Genomic DNA, 16,731 nt, shown 5'->3' on the forward strand with positions numbered 1-16,731 from the left:
GGCAAGGGCATCGACAGCGTCGACGGCGGCGACGGCGTCGACGCCTGGACGGCCGACAAGTCGGCGATGACGACCGGGCTGAGCCTGAACCTGAACGTCGCCGGCCTGCAGACGAGCTACAGCGTCAAGAGCGAAGTGACCGGCCTCGTCGGCACGGCCACCGTGCGCGACATCGAGCAGCTCGGTTCCAGTGCCGCCAACCCGTTCCGATCCGGCTCGGGCAACGACGCGATCACCACGCATCTGGCGGCCTACAACGATCAGATTGCCACGGGCGCCGGCACCGACACGGTGCGGGTCTACGATGGATCGGACTGGGTCGATCTGGGCGCCAACGCGACCGGGACCGTCGACNAACGATCAGATTGCCACGGGCGCCGGCACCGACACGGTGCGGGTCTACGATGGATCGGACTGGGTCGATCTGGGCGCCAACGCGACCGGGACCGTCGATACGCTGGTGCTCGACTACTCGGCCTCCGCCGACGGCGGCTACGGCGTCGGCTACTTCGACGGCGATGTCGGCGTCAGCTCGGGAACTCTGACCGGAGGCTATGGCGGGTATTTCGGGCGCTACGGCTCGGGTGCCAACGTCACCTTCTCGGGCGTCGAGCGCTTCGACCTGACGCTCACCAATCGCGGCGACCGGGCGGTGAGCGGCGACGGCGACGACACCCTCAGGGGCNACCAACGTCACCTTCTCGGGCGTCGAGCGCTTCGACCTGACGCTCACCAATCGCGGCGACCGGGCGGTGAGCGGCGACGGCGACGACACCCTCAGGGGCCTGGGCGGGGATGACATCCTCAGCACCGGCAAGGGCTTCGACAGCGTCGATGGCGGCGCCGAGGCCGACCGCTGGGTGGCCGACAAGTCGGAGATGACGACGGCGCAGGCGATGGTGCTCGACCTGACCAAGACCGGGCTGCAGGGCACCTACAGCGTGCGCAGCGAGGTCACCAAGGCCAACGGCACCGGCGCGGTGCGCGACATCGACATGCTGACCCTGACGACGGGGTCGGGCAACGACGTGATCGTCACGCAGGCGGCGTCCCACAGCGATCAGGTCACGACGGGGGCGGGCAGCGACCGGGTGAAGGTCGCCGGCGGCACCGACACCGTTGCGCTCGGGGCTATTCCGGGACCGCCGACGCCGGTTACGGCGTCGGCTACTTCGACGGCGATGTCGGCGTCGGCTCCGGGACTCTGGCCGAAGGCTACGACGGCTATTTCGGGCGCTACGGGGCGAACGCCAACGTCACCTTCACGGATGTCGAGCATTTCGACCTGACGCTCACCAACCGCGACGACAGGGTCGTCACCGGCGACGGCGACGACACGATCGACGGTCGCGGCGGCAACGATTCCATGATCGGCAAGGGCGGCAACGACACCTACATCGTCGACAGCGCGGGCGACCGCGTCTTCGAGAACGCCAACGGCGGCAGCGACACGGTGCGGACGAGCGTGAGCTACGTCCTCGACATCAGCCAGGAGGTCGAACTCCTCACGACGACGAACGACGCCGGCACGGACGCGATCAACCTCACCGGTAGCCTGTGGGCGAACGGCCTGCGGGGCAATGCCGGCAACAACATCCTCGACGGCGGCCTCGGCGCCGACACGATGACGGGCTTGGCCGGCAACGACACCTACCTCGTCAACGACGCCAACGACCTCGTCTACGACGCCGTCAAGGGCGGCACCGACACCGTCAAGGTGGCGGTGGGCGCGGGCCGCTACGCGCTGCTCGGGGCCCAGGAGATCGAGACCCTGACGGCCGCGGACGCCGCGGCGACGGGCGCGCTGAACCTGACCGGCAACGAGTTCGGCCAGACGCTCGACGGCAATGCCGGCGCCAACGTGCTGCGCGGCGGCGGCGGGTCCGACGTCCTCAACGGCCTCGGCGGCATCGACACCGCCGATTACGCCGACAAGACCGTCGCGGTGGAAGTCGCGCTCAACGGCGCGAAGGTCGTGACCGTGAAGGTCGGCGGCGTGATCGAGGACCGCATCGTCAACATCGAGAACGTCACCGGCGGCTCCGCGGCCGACCTTCTCACCGGTGACGGGGGCGCCAACCTCCTCAATGGCGGCCTCGGCGCCGACACCCTCACCGGTCTTGCCGGCAGCGACACCTACGTCGTGGACAACGCGGGCGATAAGGTGATCGAGGCCAGGGGCGGCGGCAGCGACACGGTGCGGGCGAGCGCGAGCTACACTCTCGCCGCCGGCCAGGAAATCGAGGCCCTGACCACGACCGACGCCGCGAGCCGGATCGCGATCAACCTCACCGGCAACGAGTTCGCACAGTCCATCACCGGTAATGCCGGCACCAACATCCTCGATGGCGGCCTCGGCGCCGACACGATGACGGGTCTCGGCGGCAACGACACCTACGTCGTGGACAATGTCGGCGACAAGGTGATCGAGGCCAAGGCCGGCGGCAGCGACACGGTGCGGGCGGCCCTGGGCTACATCCTTGCGGCCGGCCAGGAGATCGAGACGCTGACCACCACGAACGTGGCGGGCACGGGCGCGATCAATCTGACCGGCAACGAGTTCGGCCAGACGCTCGACGGCAATGCCGGCGCCAACGTGCTGCGCGGCGGCGGCGGGTCCGACGTGCTCAACGGCCTCGGCGGCCTCGACACCGCCGATTACGGCGACAAGGCGACTGCGGTGGAAGTCGCGCTCAACGGCGCGAAGGTCGTGGCCGTGAAGGTCGGCGGCGTGGTCGAGGACCGCATCGTCAACATCGAGAACGTCGTCGGCGGCGCAGCGGCCGACAAGCTGACCGGCGACGGCGGCGCCAACCGCCTCGACGGCGGCAAGGGCGCCGACATCCTCACGGGTCTTGCCGGCAGCGATACCTACGTCGTGGACAACGTCGGAGATAAGGTGATCGAGGCCAAGGGCGGCGGCGCCGACACGGTCCTGACAAGCGTGAGCTTCACCCTCGCCGCCGGCCAGGAGATCGAGACGCTGACCACGACGAACGCGGCGGGCACAGGTGCGATCAACCTGACCGGCAACGAGTTCGCGCAGGTCATCACCGGCAATGCGGGCGCCAACATCCTGACCGGCGGTGCCGGTGCCGACCGGCTCACCGGCGGGCTCGGCCGCGACACCTTCGATTTCAACGCCCGGACCGACAGCGGCGCCACCGCCGCGACCCGCGACGTGATCCTCGACTTCAAGCAGGGCGAGGACCGCATCGACCTCTCGACCATCGACGCCAACGGGGCGCTGGCCGGCGACGCGTTCGAGTTCGTCGCCAAGGCGGGCTCGGCCTTCACCGGCAAGGCGGGCCAGCTCGTCTACTCGATCGTGGACGCGACCGGCACCGACAACGACCGCACGGTCCTCCAGGCCGACATGGACGGCAACAAGATCGCCGACTTCCACATCGAGCTGAAGGGCCTCTACACGCTCACCGCGGCCGACTTCGTGCTCTGAAGGCTGATTATCGTGCTCTGAAACAAGAATGCCCCCGGACCTCTCGGTTCGGGGGCTTTTTCATGCTGTCTGTCTCGTACGGCCTCCGCTCCGCTCCGTCATTGCGAGGCGAAGCCGAAGCGATCGAGCAAAAAACCGTTCTACTTCCCGGCCTTGTCCGCGCTCGGAAAGAACAGTTGCTCGCCGCCGATCTTGTAGCTGGCGATGGCGCCCTGGCCCTCGGGCGAGACCAGCCAGTCGATGAAGGCCTGCCCTTCCTTCACCTTCACGGTGGGGTGCTTGTCCGGGTTCACCAGCATCACGCCGTAGGGGTTGAACAGCTTCGGATCGCCCTCGACCAGCACGGTCAACTCGCCGCGGTTCTTGAACGAGAGCCACGTGCCGCGGTCGGCCAGGATGTAGGCGTTGAGGGCCGAGGCGGTGTTGAGGGCCGGGCCCATGCCCTGGCCGACGTCGCGGTACCAGTCGCCCTTCTGGGCGGCCAGATCGACGCCGGCCTCCTTCCAGGCCCGCAGTTCGGCGCTGTGGGTGCCGGAGCGGTCGCCGCGGGAGACGAACGGCGCCTTGGCCTCGGCGAGCTTCTTGAAGGCGTCCTGAAGCTTGGCGCCCTTGATCCCCGCCGGGTCGGCCTTGGGGCCGATCACGACGAAGTCGTTGTACATCACGTCCCGGCGCGCCTTGGAGAAGCCCTCCGTAACGAACTTGTCCTCGGCCGCGCGGTCGTGGACCAGCACCACGTCGGCGTCGCCCCGGCGAGCGGCGTCGAGGGCTTGGCCCGTGCCGAGCGCCACGACCTTCACCTCGATGCCGGTCTTGTCCTTGAACAGCGGCAGGATGTGCTTGAAAAGGCCCGATTGTTCGGTCGAGGTCGTCGAGGCGACGACGATGGATTGCGGGTCCGCGTGAGCCGGCACGGCGGCGGCGAGGCCGGCCGCAAGGGCGAGAGTCAGGAAGCCGCGGCGAAGGAAGTCCAAGGCAGTTCTCCGGTCAGATAGGCCCGCGCTTCGGGCGTTCGGGGTGAGGGGAGGGTGGTGCGGGTCGGGCCCTGCTCGACGGCACGGCCGGCATCGAGCACGACCACGGTCTCGGCGAGCCGCGCGACCTGCCCGAGATTGTGCGAGACGAGCAGCACGGCGGTGCCGGCCCGCGCCATCGCGGCGATCAGATCCTCGACGATCGCGGTGGCGCCCGGATCCAGACTCGCGGTCGGCTCGTCGAGGAGCAGGAGGGCGGGGCGCAGGGCCCAGGCGCGGGCGAGCGCCAGCCGTTGCTGTTCGCCGCCCGAGAAGCGGGTGGCGGCGTCCTCCGCTCGCCCGGACAGGCCGACGCGGGCGAGTGCTGCGGCGACGCGCTCCCGCCGCTCGCCCCGGGACAGCTTGAGCGGCCCGAGCGCCAGGGCGACGTTGGCGGCAGCACTCGCCCGCACCAGGGCGGTGCGCTGGAAGACGAAGGTCGTGCGGCCGGGGCTGACATGGACGGTGCCGGAATCGGGCCGGAGCAGGCCGTCGATCACGCGGAGCGTCACGCTCTTGCCCGCGCCGTTCGGGCCGATCATGGCCGTCACACCGCGCGACGGCACATCGAAGGTGAGCCGATCGAGGATCGGCCGCCCGCCGAGGGACAGGTCCACGCCGGCGAGGCGGATGGCGTGCTCCGCGCTCACCCGTACGCCCTCGCCGCGTGGCCCCGCAGCAAGGCGGCGGCGGCGTTGACCGTGATGACGAGGCCCATCAGCACGACGCCCAAGGCCAAAGCGAGGCTGAGATCGCCCTTCTGCGTCTCCAGGGAAATCGCCGTCGTCATGGTGCGGGTGTGGCCGTCGATGTTGCCGCCGACGACGAGGACGGCGCCGATCTCCGAGATCGCCCGGCCGAAGGCGGCGAGCGCCGCCGTCACGAGCGAGAAGCGCGCGTCGTAGATCAGCACCAGAGCCCGGCGCGGCGCCGAGAGGCGCAGCGAGCGCAGCTGCTCGCCGAGATGCGCCTCGGCATCGGCCACCACTTGGCGCGAGAGCGCGGCCACCAGCGGCGTCGCCAGCACGGCCTGCGCGGCCACCATCGCACCCGGCGTGAACAGCAGGCCGAAGCCCCCAAGCGGGCCGGAGCGGGACAGGACGAGGTAGAGCACCAGCCCGACGATGACGGGGGGCAGCCCCATGAAGGCGTTGAGCAAAGCCACGAGCCCGTCGCGGCCGGGAAAGCGCGCCACCGCGACCAGCGCGCCCAGTGGAATCCCGAGCAGCAGGCCGATGCCGACCGCCGTGAGGCTGACGCGCAGCGACAGCCACGCGATCGCGACCACGTCGCGGTCGAGCGTCCACAGGCGGGCGAACGTCTCGTGGAGGGTGTCTGTCATCGCGGCAATCGGCGCCGGGGGATGCGCCTCGAACCGCCGGATGCTACGCCCGCGAGGAGAAGATCAATAGGAAAGGGCTTGCATATGAGGGTGAGCCTGCGCATCGACGGCCGCGCCGGCGGCGGCCGGGCCGACATCCCCCTCGGGCCGACGATGGCGCTGCTGGAAGCGCTGGAGCGCACCGGCTCGCTCCAGGGCGTGGCGTTGGAACTCGGCGTGTCCTACCGCTCGGCCTGGGGCCAGCTATCCGCGCTCGAACACGCGCTCGGCCGCCCGGCGGCGGTGAAGACCAAGGGCCACGGCAGCGCGCTGACGCCGCTCGGGGCCGGGCTGCTCGCCCTGCTCAAGGCCTCGCAGGTGCGGCTCGGGCCGGCGCTCGCCGCCGAGGAACTGGCGCTCGCCGACGGCCTGCGCCGCCTGATGGAGCCGGACGTCGCCCGCATCCGCCTGGCTGCGAGCCACGATCCGCTGCTCCTGGAGGCGGTGGAGGCGCATCGCGAGATCGACCTGATGGTGGCCGGCAGCCTCGATGCCATCGCGCGGCTGCGGGACGGCGCGGTCGAGGCGGCGGGCTTTCATTTCGGCAGCGATGGGCCGCCCCCACCCCCCTTCGACGGGCTGTTTCGCGATGCCGACCTCGCGGTGACGCCGTTGTTTCGCCGGGAGCAGGGGCTGCTGTTCGCCCCCGGCAACCCGCTGCGGCTGACGGACGTCGCCGACATCGCCGCGCGAAAGGCGCGCTTCGTGAACCGGCAGAGGGGGGCAGGCACCCGCATCTGGTTCGAGCGGCTGTGCCAGGAGGCCGGCGTGCCGATCGCGTCCATCGTCGGACACCAGACGGAGGAATTCACGCATCAGGCGGTGGCGGCGCTCATCGCCACGGGGGCGGCGGATGTCGGCATGGGCACCCGCGCCGTCGCCGAGCGCTTCGCCCTGGATTACCGGCCGTTCGGCTGGGAGACCTATTACCTCGCCGCCCGCGCCTCGCTGCCGCCGGCCCGGCTGGCCCCTTTGCGCGACCTGACCCGCAGACGCGCCGGCACCGTCTCGGGCTACGCCCCTCCGGAACTCTACCAGAGCGAGGCGTGAGGGAAGAAGGCGAGGGGCTCGCCCGGCGCGACGCCCAGCGCGTCGTCGGGCAGTTCCACGAGGCCGTCGCTGCCGGTGAGCGAGGTCAGTACGCCGGCCCCGTCGCGCGGGAATTTCTGGGCGATCAGCCCATCCGGCCCGTGGGCGAGGGTGACGCGGACGAATTCGCGCCGGCCCTGCTTCTTCTTGTAGGAGAAATCCGAGCGCACGGAAAAGGCCTGCGGCGGCTCGTAGCGGGCGCCGCTCAAGGCGGCGAGCAGCGGACGCACCACGAACAGCAGCGTGACGTAGACCGCGACCGGATTGCCCGGCAGGCCGACGAAGGGCGTGCCGGCCACCAGCCCAGCCGCCACTGGGCGGCCGGGCTTGACCGCGAGGCGCCACATCACGAGCCGTCCTGTCGCCTCGACCGCGGCCTTCACGTGGTCCTCCTCGCCGGTCGAGACGCCGCCGGAGGTGAGGATCAGGTCGTGGCCCTCCGCGGCTCGCGCGAGATGGCTCGGCAGGGTCGCGGCATCGTCGCGCAGGATGCCGAGATCGGAGACCGCGCAGCCGAGGCGCGTCAGCAGGGAGGCCAGCAGCACCCGGTTCGAATCGTGGATCGCGCCGGGGCGAAGCGCTGTGCCGGGCTCGACCAGTTCGTCGCCGGTGGAGAACAAGGCGACCCTCAGCCGCCGCCGCACGGTGAGGCGGGCGTGGCCGGTGGCGGCGGCGAGGGCGAGATCCTGCGGGCGAAGCCGCTGCCCGGCGGGGATCGCCAGAGCGCCACGTTCCAGATCCTCCCCCGCGGGCCGGGCGTTGGCGCCGGGCTTCAACCCCGGCGGCAGGACGACACGCGCGCCCGCGCGGCTCACGTCCTCCTGCATGAACACGGTGTCGGCGTTCGGCGGCATCGGCGCGCCGGTGAAGATGCGGATCGCCCCGCCGGGCCACGCGCCCTCGGCGGCGGCGCCTGCGGGCAGGCGGCCGGTGACGGGCAGGACGGTCTCGGCACCGGGCGCGAGGTCGGCGTGGCGCACGGCATAGCCGTCCACCGCCGAATTGGCGAAGGGCGGCAGCGCGTGTTCGGCGTATACATCGTGCGCCGCGATGCGCCCGTCGGCCTCGGCCAGCGGCACGGATTCGGTGCCGGCGATCACCGGGAAGCGCTCGGCGATGCGCGCGACCGCCTCCTCGATCGCCATGAGCTTGCCGCCGAAGGCGAAGCAATCGTCGGTGAGCTGCGCCATCACACGCTCTCCAGCCGGGCCAGCACCGTCTCCAACGGCTCGGCGCGGCTCAGCACCAGATCGGCAACGACAGCGATGTCGTCGAGTCCGACCACCGGCACGCCGGCCTCGGGGAAGGGGACATCGCTGGCGATGCCGACGATGCGCGGATCGTCGGGAAAGATCGGCGGTCGCCCGTTGGCCGCGCGAAACACTTCGAGTTTCGCGTGGCTCTCGCGCTTGAAGCCCTCGACCAAAGCGAGGCCCTCCGGCGTGAGGCGCCGCAGCAGGTCGGGCAGGCGCGCCTCGTCCCCCTCCGCGACCTCGCGGATCTGCGCCCAGCGGCGGGACGAGGAGACGATCACCTCCCTCGCCCCGGCCTGCCGGTGGATGTGCGAATCCTTGCCCGGATGGTCCACGTCGAAGCCGTGATGGGCGTGCTTGAGCGTCGCGACGCGCACGCCGCGGGTCACCAGCAGCGGAATCAGCCGGGACAGCAGCGTGGTCTTGCCCGCACCGCTCCAGCCGGCGAGGCCGATCACTCTGAGCCCGCTCATGGGGCGTCTCCTGCCGGCGTGAAGCCGAGTTCTGTGAGCGCCGCCGCGGTCTCGGGGGCGCCGAGCAGGGCCAGGAAGGCGGCGAGCGCCGGGCGGTCCTCGGTACCGGCCGTGGTGGCGAAGTCGTAATGCTCCTCCGTCAGCGGTCGGAAGCCGAGGCCGTAGGCGCGCGCCACGCTGGCGATGGCCACCCCCCAATCGGCTCGCCCCTGGGCGACGGCGGCCGCGACGGCGTTGTGTGAGCGCGGCTGGTTCCAGAAGCCCGCGGGCCGGGCGCCCTGGAGCAGGCCATCGACGAGGAGGCGCGTGCCGGAGCCGGCATTGCGGTTGACCATCACGGCCTGCGCATCGGCGAGCGCGGCGGCGACGCCGGCCTCGGCGCTGCGCCCTTCGAAGCGCCCGTCGCCCGGGCGGAACACCACGCCCTGCAGGCGGCGCCAGCCCGGGGCGAGGCGCATGTTCGTGTCGAGGAGGGGCGCGTTGTAGCGGCCGGTCTCGGGGTCGAGCAGGTGCATCGCGGCCAGATCGCACTCGCCGCGCCGCAGCGCCGCGAGCCCCCCGGCGGAGCCGACCCAGACGGTGCGGGCGGTGAACCCGCGCTCGGCCAGGAGCCCAACCAGCCGGTCGAGCCCGATGCAGTGGCTGCCGACGATCGTCAGGTCCGGCGCCCGTACGCCCGCGCCGAGGCGCACCAGCGAGACCGCCTCGCCCGCTTCCAGCCCGGAGCGGGGGGCGGGGATGGCGAAGAAGCCGTCAGCTTGGCTGAAGGCGGTGACCGAGCCAGAGCCCTTTGGCAGCGGCAACGCCACCGGCCCGTCGGGCCCGCGACCGAGCGAGGCCATCACGAATTCGGTGCGGCCGATTTCGGACGGCACTCGTTGCGGCACGGTCGCCGCCACCGCCTGCTCTTCCCGCGGCGGCAAACCGGCCAGCGCGCGCACCAGTGGCACGACGAATTCGTGGAAGGTGAACATCGCCGACGTCGGAAAACCCGGCAGCACCACGACCGGCGTGCCATCCGCCACCGCGAGGCAGAGCGGCTTGCCGGGCTTCAGCGCGACGCCGTGGACCAGAATGCCGGGCGATCCCAACCGGTCGAGAATGCGGTGGGACACGTCGCCCGCGCCCTTCGAGGTGCCGCCGGACAGCACGACGAGATCGTGACCGGCGAGCGCGCCGCGCAGCGCGTCGGCCAGCGCGGCCTCGTCGTCGCGCACGATGCCGAGCGCGATCGGCTCGCCGCCGTTCTCGGTGACGGAGGCCGCGACGATGGCTCCGTTCGAATCGTAGATCGCGCCGGGCCGCAGCGTCGCGCCGGGCGCCACGAGTTCGTCGCCGGTCGAGAGAATCGCCACGCGTGGGCGGCGCACCACCGGCACCGCGGCGAGCCCGCAGGCCGCCAGCATGCCGATCTCGCGGGCGGTGATCGTCAGCTCTTTTCGGAGAACCGTCTCGCCGAGCGCCATGTCGGCACCGGCATAGCCGAGGAACTGGCCGGGGCGGACCGGGGCCGACACGTCGATGGCGAGGCCGGGTTCGTCGAACTCGGTCTGCTCCACCATCACCACGGCGTCGGCCCCGCGCGGGATCACGCCGCCGGTGGCGATCGGGGTGGCGGTGCCGGGTTCGACCGCGAGCCCGGGGGCGACGCCGCAGGCCAGGATCTCGCGGTTGAGGGCGAGCCGCCGCGGCTGCGACGGGCCGGCGCCCTCGGTGTCGGCGGCGCGGAGCGCAAAGCCATCGACCAGCGCCCGGTCGAAGGGCGGCACGTCGATGGGCGAGGCGACGTCGCTCGCCAGCACTCTGCCGAGGGAATCGGCGAGCGGCACCGTCTCGGGGGGCAACGCCCTGTGCGGCACGGCGGCGCGGAAGGCGGCGAGCGCGTCCTCGCGGCTCACCACCGTCAGGAACTGCTCCTGGCGTGCCGCAGCCGCGAGGCGGCGGACGAAATCCTCGGTGTCTCGATCCTGGGCGGCTTGGTGGGTGCCTTGGGGTGTGCCTTGGAGTCCGCTCACCAATCCCAAACCTCGATTTCGGTCCCCTCGGGATAGCCCTCGCGCTCCGGCGGCACCAGCACCGCGGCATCCGCGTCCACCAGCCGCCGCAGCGGCAGATCGACCCCGCCGAGCGGCACGACCCTGCCGCCCTGGCGGCGCAGGAAGACGATCTCGCTCAAGCCGATGGCGGACGCGATCTTTTTGGCAAGCACGGCCGGACGACTCTCCGGCGGCGCGGAGCCGGACAGGGCCGCCAGCAGCGGTCGGCCGAGCGTGAGATACACCGCCAGCGCCGCCTCGGGCCCGCCCGGCACGAGCAGGACCGGGCGCCCCGCCGCCTCGCCGATCCCGGCGGTCTCGCCCGGCCGCAGGGCGAGGCCGTGGGCGTGGAGCCGCCCGGCACGGGCGAGGCCCGCCGCACTGTGGTCGCTTCGTCCGAACCCAGTCCCGCCGAGCACCAGCACCGCGTCAGCGGTCGCATCGAGGATCGCGTCGGCGATGGTTTCGGGCACGTCCGGAACGGTGGCGGTCGCGGCGGTGCCGCCCTGCCGGGCGATCGACGCCGCGAGGAACGGCGACAGCGCATCGGGCTCCGGCGCGCCGGTGACGATCAGCGCCAAGTGCGGGCGCCGGACCGCGACGGCCGACAGGCCGCAGGCCGCGAGCGCCAGGAGATGACGCGGCGCGATCCGCTCGCCAGCAGCGAGCAACGCCTCGCCCGCCCGCCAGTCGCCGCCGGCCTCCCGCACGCCCTCGCCCACGAAGACCTCGGCCACGGCATCGCGTCCCTCCAGGCCCTCGGGCGGGAGCACGGCGTCCGTCCCCGCGGGCAGCCCGTCCCCGGCCTCGACCCAAACCGGTTCGCCGGGCAGCCGCACGGGCGCATAGGGCGAGGCTCCGCCGAGGAGCGCGGCGGCGACGGCGTAGCCGTCACGCAGGGCCGTCGCGGCGGCGGGACGGTCACGGGGGGCCAGCACCGGCTCGGCCGCGACGGCGCCCGACGCCTCCGCGAGCGGCACGGATCGCGCCGCCACGGGCCGGGCCAGCCCGAGCAGAAGCCCGCGCGCCGCATCGAACGGCATCAGCGCCGCGGAGGCGGCTCGCCTCATGCGGAGGCGCGGCGGCGGGGCGCCCTCCGCCCTCGGAGCGTCGTGTGTGTCATGCTGGAGCGATGCGCCATCCCCTCGCGATGTTCAAGATTCGGGCACGTTCGCACGGCGCAGGCGCCATCGAGGGCGACACCGATCGCAGGCGACGATGATGAAAAGTCCGGCAGCGGGATGAAGTCGTGTCGGCAATCGTGTCAAAGAAGAAGGCAGTCGTGGAACAAGTCAGGCCGCGCGGCGCGCCGGGCAACACCGTACAAGCCGATGCCTTCGACTGGGTTCCATGTCTCGGATGCAGCGTTCGGCCGCGCCCGAAGCCGCCGTCCGAGCCCTATCTCCGACCCAAACTCTCAAGACGAGCGGACACCCATGCGCATTCTCGACAAGATCGGCGACGGCATCGTCACGGGCACCGGCGCGATGGCCCGTGCTCTCACCGCCGGCTTCGACGCCCTGACCGGCCCGGTCGGCCGGATGAACGAGCGGGTCGAGGCGCATCTGCGCGACCGGACTCAATTGCTGCGCGCCCATTACGGCGACAAAGCCAACCGCCAGGCCAAGCCCCTGCCGGTGGTCGAGGCGCCGATCGACCTGTCGATGCGCGGCGGCGTCCGGGAAGCCGCCTGATCGACCGATCCGGGGGACCGCCTAGGCCGCGAGCCCCCGCTTCTTCAGCAGCGGCGCGATGCTCGGCAAGCGGCCGCGGAAGGCGGTGTAGGCCTCCCGCGCGTCGCGCAGGTTGCCCGCGCCGTAGACGTAGCGGCGCAGGCGGCCCGCGGTCTCGGGATCGAAGATGTCGCCGGCCTCGCGGAAGGCGTCGAAGGCGTCGGCGTCGAGAACCTCGGACCAGAGGTAGCTGTAATAGCCGGCAGCGTAGCCGTCGCCGGAGAAGATGTGCGCGAAGTGCGGCGAGCGGTGCCGCATGGAAATCTCCGCAGGCATGGCGATGCGCTTGAGCGCGTCCGCCTCGAAGGCCGGCACGTCGAGCCCGTCCTCGCCCGCCGCCGAGAGATGGAGCGTCATGTCGACGATGGCCGAGGCCGTGTATTCCACCGTCGAAAAGCCCTGGTTGAAGCTGCGGGCGGCGAGGAGCCGTTCCAGCAGCGCGTCCGGCATCGGCTCGCCGGTGCGGTAGTGGCGGGCATGCGCGCGCAAGACCTCCGGCTGCTCCAGCCAGTGCTCGTAGAGCTGCGAGGGCAGTTCCACGAAGTCGCGGGAGACCGCGGTGCCGGACAGGAGCGGGTAGGTCACGTCGGACAGGAGCCCGTGCAGGCCGTGGCCGAACTCGTGGAACAGGGTGCGGGCGTCGTCGAACGACAGCAGCGTCGGCTCAGCGCGGGACCCGCGGGCGAAGTTCATCACGTTGACGATGATGGGTTTGATGTCGCCGGAGAGCCGCTCCTGCGAGCGGAACGCGCTCATCCAGGCGCCCGACCGCTTGGAGGAGCGGGCGAAGTAATCGCCCAGGAACAGCCCGACCTCGGCGCCGTCGGCGTCGCGCACGAGCCATGCCCGCACGTCCGGGTGGTAGCGCGGCAGGTCGGCGACTTCTTCGAACGACAAGCCGAAAAGCCGTGAAGCGGTGTCGAAGGCAGCCTGGATCACACCTTCCAGCGGCAGGTACGGCTTGATCTCGGCCTCATCCAGTTCGTGCTCGGCCTGCCGCAGCTTTTCGGCGTAGTGCCGCCAATCGTGGGCCTCCAGCGCGAAGTCGTGCCCCTCGGCCCGCACCAGCGCCTGAAGCCGCTCGCGCTCCTCCCCGGCCCGGCGGAGCGCCGGGGTCCAGACGTCGCGCAGCAGCGCCATCGCGGCGTCGGGCGAGGCCGCCATGGTGTCGTCGAGGCGGAAATGGGCGTAGCTCTCGAAGCCGAGGAGCCGGGCCCGCTCGGCGCGCAGGGCCACGATCTCGGCGATGAGGCCGCGGTTGTCGGTCTCGCCGCCGTTCTCGCCACGGAGGGTCCAGGCCGCGTAGGCCCGCGCCCGCAGATCGCGGCGGGTGGAGAAGACCAGGAACGGCTCGATCAGCGAGCGCGACAGGGTGACGACGTGGCTGTGCGTGCCGCCGCGCTCGGCCGCGGCCGCGGCGGTGGCGTCGCGCAGGAAGGGCGGCAGGCCGGCCAGATCGTTTTCGCCGTCGAGCGGCAGGACGAAGGAATTTTCATCCGCCAGGAGGTTCTGGCCGAACTGCGTGCCGAGTTCGGCGAGCCGCATCGCGATCTCCGCGATGCGGGCCTTGGCCTCGGGCGCGAGGTCGGCACCCGCGCGTCGAAAACGGGTGCGGGTGCGATCGAGCACGCGGGCCTGCTCTGCATCGAGCCGCTCCGTGACCGGGTCGATCCCCGAGAGGCGCGCCCACAGCTCCGGGTTCAGCGAAATCGCGCTCGAATGCCGGGCGAGCTGCGGTGCCACCGTCCGCTCGATCGCCTGCAGTTCTGGGCTCGTCGTGCTGCCCGAGAGGTTGAAGAACACGCTCGCCACCCGCTCCAGCGCATGGCCGGAGCGTTCCAGAGCCGCGACGGTGTTGTCGAAGTTCGGTGCGTCGGCGTTGCCGGTGATGAGCGCGATCTCCGCCTCGTGCGCCTTCAGGGCGTCGGCAAAGGCCGGAACGTAATGCTCCGGCCGGATCGCCTCGAACGGCGGCAGGCCGAAGAAGGTGGGCCACTCGCTCGCATCGAACGGGTTCGCGCCGGCGGTGGCGCTCGGATCGCGTGCGGTGTCGGCGGTCATACAAAAACCCTTCGGGAGCGAGGCTCACGCCTGAGCATAGGTTCGCGGGCCGGCGCAGGCAAAAGGGCTTCTCGTGACGATTGCCAGCGGGCGTGGCCCCGGCGTCCTTGTCCGCGGCGGGCCGGCGGCGGATCACGGATCGGGTCGGCTCCCGTCCGGGGCCTTCGGAGAGAGTTCCGGGGCATGAGGCCTGTCGTGTTCGCCTGCCTGCTGGCCGCCGTTTTCTTTGCGAGTTCCGCCGGGGCGGAACCGGCGAAGCCCCCCGCCGCGACCGTCCCGCTGCCGCCGCCGGAGCCGCCCGCGCGGCCGGCGGACCTCGTCCCGCAAGGGCCGCCAACCGTGCCGCAGACGACACCGCTGCCGCCGGAGCGCCCGCCGGAACTCACCATCGCCAAGGAGCCGGAGAAGATGACGGCCGGGGAGGCGGTGAAGGACGCGCTTCCCGAGGCGCCGCTGCCGCCCGCGCGTCCGCCGGAATTGTCGGGGGAGGCCGCGCTCGCGCTCAAGGTCGCGGCGCCCGACGATTCCGCCTGCCTGCGCCGGCTGGAGCGGCTCGGCGCCCGGTTCGAGGCCGTGCCGCCCCTCGGCAACGGCCAGTGCAGCGCGCCGCGCCCCCTGAGCGTCACCGCGCTCGCCGACGGCATCGCTCTGGAGCCGGCCGCAACGCTCACCTGCCGCACGGCCGAAGCGCTCGCCCGTTGGACCACCGAGGTGCAGGCTTCCGCCCGCCGGGAGCTGGACGACTCACTGAAAAGCCTTTCGCTCGGCGGAACATACGTCTGCCGCGGCCAGAACCACGACACCGACGCCAAGCTCAGCGAGCACAGCTTCGCCAACGCCGTCGACGTGATGGGCTACGGTTTTTCCAAGCGCCCGGCGATCAAGGTGACGGCCGCCGCTGAGGGCACGCCGGAGGCGGCCTTCCTCGCCGCGGTCCGAGCGAGCGCCTGCACCTTTTTCCGCACGGTGCTGGGGCCGGGCAGCGACGCGGCCCACGGCAACCACCTCCATCTCGACGAGCGCGAGCGCAACGCCGGTCACCGCCTCTGCCAATAGCGGGGGATGGCCGCTTCGCCGCGGGAACGGCGGCGCTTGCCGGTCATTTGTCCCGCCATCGGCAGCGGAGGCGGACGGGCGATGGTGCGGTCATGGATGCGGGGCGCCCTCGTCGGGCTGCCCCTGCTCGGCGCGAGTTGTTCCGCACACGCCGCGCCCGAACCTGCCAAGCAGGAGGCCGCCGCATCGGCCCTGACCAAGGGGGCGATCAACGACGCCACCTTCCGCGAGCCGGAGGCCGAGGCGGACAAGCCGAAGGGCAAGTCCAAGCGCCCCGAAAAGGATGCCGAAGCCAAGCGGCCCGATCCGCTGCTCATCAAGGTGCAGGTGCTGCTCGACCGCGCCCGGTTCTCGCCGGGCGCCATCGACGGACGCGACGGCGAGAACCTGCGCGGCGCGCTCCGGGCCTACGCGGCGGCGCAAGGCCTGCCCGCTGAGGGCAAGCTCACCCGCGCGCTCTTCGACAAACTCCAGGGCACGAGCCCGGACCCGGTGGTGTCCGACTACGCGATCACGGACACCGACGTGAAAGGCCCCTTCGTCGAGAAGATGCCTCCGAAGATGGAGGAGCAGGCCGATGTCGGGCCGATGCGCTACACCAACATCCGCGAGATGCTTTCCGAGCGCTTCCACATGCAGCGCGACCTACTCTCGGCGCTCAATCCGGGCGTGCCGCTCGACAAGGCCGGCGGCAGCCTGATCGTCGCGGCCGTGCCGCCGACCGGCGACGGCAAGGTCGAGGGCGCGCCGTTGGCGCCCAAGGTCTCCCGAATCGAGGTCGACAAGAAGACGAAGCGGGTGCGGGCCTACGGCGAGGACGGCACGCTGACGGCCGACTACCCGGCCTCGATCGGCAGCAGCGAAAAACCCGCGCCGGACGGCACCGCCAAGGTAAAGGCGGTCGCTTTCGATCCTTGGTACACGTACAACCCCAAGTACCGGTTCAAAGGGGTGAAAACGCGGAAAAAGTTCTCGATCCATCCGGGCCCGAACAACCCGGTCGGCCTCGTCTGGATCGACCTTTCGATCGAGTCCTACGGCATCCACGGAACGCCCGAGCCGGAAAAGATCGGCAAGACGGAGTCGCACGGCTGCATCCGGTTGACGAATTGGGATGCGCGCGATCTGGCGAGCCACACGGTGAAGGGGGCGAAGGTGGAATTCCTCGACAAGTGATTT

The 16,731-nt window shown here is 71.5% G+C and carries 14 protein-coding genes and 1 pseudogene; 7 read left to right on the forward strand and 8 right to left on the reverse strand.

Annotated elements, in window-relative coordinates; all coding sequences use genetic code 11:
- The 3 genes and pseudogenes from ASG52_RS28035 to ASG52_RS09995 form a co-directional block, all read left to right on the forward strand.
- A pseudogene (locus ASG52_RS28035) lies at nucleotides 1-354 on the forward strand (hypothetical protein); the annotation flags it as partial.
- 368 nt (nucleotides 355-722) lie between these two features.
- Nucleotides 723-1,289, forward strand: a complete 567-nt coding sequence (locus ASG52_RS28630; protein WP_353612479.1) for a hypothetical protein — start codon at nucleotides 723-725, stop codon at nucleotides 1,287-1,289.
- Nucleotides 1,286-3,457: a calcium-binding protein gene (locus ASG52_RS09995; protein ID WP_286159019.1), complete on the forward strand. Its 2,172-nt coding sequence runs from the start codon at nucleotides 1,286-1,288 to the stop codon at nucleotides 3,455-3,457. Before ASG52_RS28630 ends, ASG52_RS09995 begins: the two co-directional genes overlap by 4 nt.
- A 140-nt stretch (nucleotides 3,458-3,597) precedes the next feature.
- Here the strand turns inward: ASG52_RS09995 and ASG52_RS10000 are convergent, their stop codons facing one another.
- From ASG52_RS10000 to ASG52_RS10010, 3 genes are read right to left on the reverse strand one after another with little or no spacing between them, the layout of a single operon-like run.
- Nucleotides 3,598-4,431: an ABC transporter substrate-binding protein gene (locus tag ASG52_RS10000; protein ID WP_056242485.1), complete on the reverse strand. Its 834-nt coding sequence runs from the start codon at nucleotides 4,429-4,431 to the stop codon at nucleotides 3,598-3,600.
- Nucleotides 4,404-5,120: an ATP-binding cassette domain-containing protein gene (locus ASG52_RS10005; protein ID WP_056242489.1), complete on the reverse strand. Its 717-nt coding sequence runs from the start codon at nucleotides 5,118-5,120 to the stop codon at nucleotides 4,404-4,406. The genes ASG52_RS10000 and ASG52_RS10005 overlap by 28 nt, the downstream gene beginning before the upstream one ends.
- Nucleotides 5,117-5,812 carry an ABC transporter permease gene (locus tag ASG52_RS10010; protein ID WP_056242492.1) on the reverse strand — a complete coding sequence of 232 codons (696 nt, stop codon included), beginning with the start codon at nucleotides 5,810-5,812 and terminating at the stop codon, nucleotides 5,117-5,119. The genes ASG52_RS10005 and ASG52_RS10010 overlap by 4 nt, the downstream gene beginning before the upstream one ends.
- Before the next feature lie 84 nt (nucleotides 5,813-5,896).
- Here ASG52_RS10010 and ASG52_RS10015 point away from each other — a divergent pair, with 84 nt between their 5' ends.
- Nucleotides 5,897-6,901: a substrate-binding domain-containing protein gene (locus tag ASG52_RS10015; protein WP_056242495.1), complete on the forward strand. Its 1,005-nt coding sequence runs from the start codon at nucleotides 5,897-5,899 to the stop codon at nucleotides 6,899-6,901.
- Here ASG52_RS10015 and ASG52_RS10020 read toward each other — a convergent pair.
- The 4 genes from ASG52_RS10020 to ASG52_RS10035 are packed head-to-tail and all read right to left on the reverse strand — an operon-like array spanning nucleotide 6,883 to nucleotide 11,772.
- A complete protein-coding gene (locus ASG52_RS10020; protein WP_056242496.1) occupies nucleotides 6,883-8,130 on the reverse strand; it encodes a molybdopterin molybdotransferase MoeA in 1,248 nt (415 codons plus the stop codon). The two genes, ASG52_RS10015 and ASG52_RS10020, sit on opposite strands and share 19 nt — an antisense overlap.
- Nucleotides 8,130-8,666 carry a molybdopterin-guanine dinucleotide biosynthesis protein B gene (mobB, locus tag ASG52_RS10025; protein WP_056242498.1) on the reverse strand — a complete coding sequence of 179 codons (537 nt, stop codon included), beginning with the start codon at nucleotides 8,664-8,666 and terminating at the stop codon, nucleotides 8,130-8,132. The genes ASG52_RS10020 and mobB overlap by 1 nt, the downstream gene beginning before the upstream one ends.
- The gene (locus ASG52_RS10030; RefSeq protein WP_056242501.1) at nucleotides 8,663-10,681 is read right to left on the reverse strand and encodes a molybdopterin biosynthesis protein; all 2,019 of its coding nucleotides are present in this window, start codon (nucleotides 10,679-10,681) and stop codon (nucleotides 8,663-8,665) included. Before ASG52_RS10030 ends, mobB begins: the two co-directional genes overlap by 4 nt.
- Nucleotides 10,678-11,772 (reverse strand): molybdopterin-binding protein, encoded by a 1,095-nt coding sequence (locus tag ASG52_RS10035; protein ID WP_056242503.1) that lies wholly within the window; start codon nucleotides 11,770-11,772, stop codon nucleotides 10,678-10,680. Before ASG52_RS10035 ends, ASG52_RS10030 begins: the two co-directional genes overlap by 4 nt.
- 366 nt (nucleotides 11,773-12,138) lie before the next feature.
- Here ASG52_RS10035 and ASG52_RS10040 point away from each other — a divergent pair, with 366 nt between their 5' ends.
- Entirely contained in the window at nucleotides 12,139-12,396 is a 258-nt protein-coding gene (locus ASG52_RS10040) for a hypothetical protein (RefSeq protein WP_056242505.1), read from the forward strand.
- Nucleotides 12,397-12,417: 21 nt separating this feature from the next.
- On the opposite strand, the gene ASG52_RS10045 is transcribed toward ASG52_RS10040, so the two are convergent.
- Nucleotides 12,418-14,496 carry a M3 family metallopeptidase gene (locus ASG52_RS10045; protein WP_056242507.1) on the reverse strand — a complete coding sequence of 693 codons (2,079 nt, stop codon included), beginning with the start codon at nucleotides 14,494-14,496 and terminating at the stop codon, nucleotides 12,418-12,420.
- Nucleotides 14,497-14,679: 183 nt separating this feature from the next.
- On the opposite strand from ASG52_RS10045, the gene ASG52_RS10050 reads away from it, so the two are divergent.
- Nucleotides 14,680-15,552, forward strand: coding sequence for an extensin-like domain-containing protein (locus tag ASG52_RS10050; protein ID WP_056242508.1), 873 nt, complete (start codon nucleotides 14,680-14,682; stop codon nucleotides 15,550-15,552).
- 81 nt (nucleotides 15,553-15,633) lie between these two features.
- The gene (locus ASG52_RS10055) at nucleotides 15,634-16,728 is read left to right on the forward strand and encodes a L,D-transpeptidase family protein (RefSeq protein ID WP_056242511.1); all 1,095 of its coding nucleotides are present in this window, start codon (nucleotides 15,634-15,636) and stop codon (nucleotides 16,726-16,728) included.
- Nucleotides 16,729-16,731 lie beyond the last annotated feature (3 nt).

It is taken from the genome of Methylobacterium sp. Leaf456, assembly GCF_001425465.1.
Lineage (GTDB): Bacteria > Pseudomonadota > Alphaproteobacteria > Rhizobiales > Beijerinckiaceae > Methylobacterium.

Bases quoted from the DNA above. Each gene is read 5' to 3' on its own strand.
- ASG52_RS10035 (WP_056242503.1), bottom strand. From the start codon at position 11,772: ATGAGGCGAGCCGCCTCCGCGGCGCTGATGCCGTTCGATGCGGCGCGC.
- ASG52_RS10020 (WP_056242496.1), bottom strand. From the start codon at position 8,130: ATGGCGCAGCTCACCGACGATTGCTTCGCCTTCGGCGGCAAGCTCATG.
- ASG52_RS10050 (WP_056242508.1), top strand. From the start codon at position 14,680: ATGAGGCCTGTCGTGTTCGCCTGCCTGCTGGCCGCCGTTTTCTTTGCG.
- ASG52_RS10015 (WP_056242495.1), top strand. From the start codon at position 5,897: ATGAGGGTGAGCCTGCGCATCGACGGCCGCGCCGGCGGCGGCCGGGCC.
- ASG52_RS10010 (WP_056242492.1), bottom strand. From the start codon at position 5,812: ATGACAGACACCCTCCACGAGACGTTCGCCCGCCTGTGGACGCTCGAC.
- mobB (WP_056242498.1), bottom strand. From the start codon at position 8,666: ATGAGCGGGCTCAGAGTGATCGGCCTCGCCGGCTGGAGCGGTGCGGGC.
- ASG52_RS10055 (WP_056242511.1), top strand. From the start codon at position 15,634: ATGGTGCGGTCATGGATGCGGGGCGCCCTCGTCGGGCTGCCCCTGCTC.
- ASG52_RS10045 (WP_056242507.1), bottom strand. From the start codon at position 14,496: ATGACCGCCGACACCGCACGCGATCCGAGCGCCACCGCCGGCGCGAAC.
- ASG52_RS10040 (WP_056242505.1), top strand. From the start codon at position 12,139: ATGCGCATTCTCGACAAGATCGGCGACGGCATCGTCACGGGCACCGGC.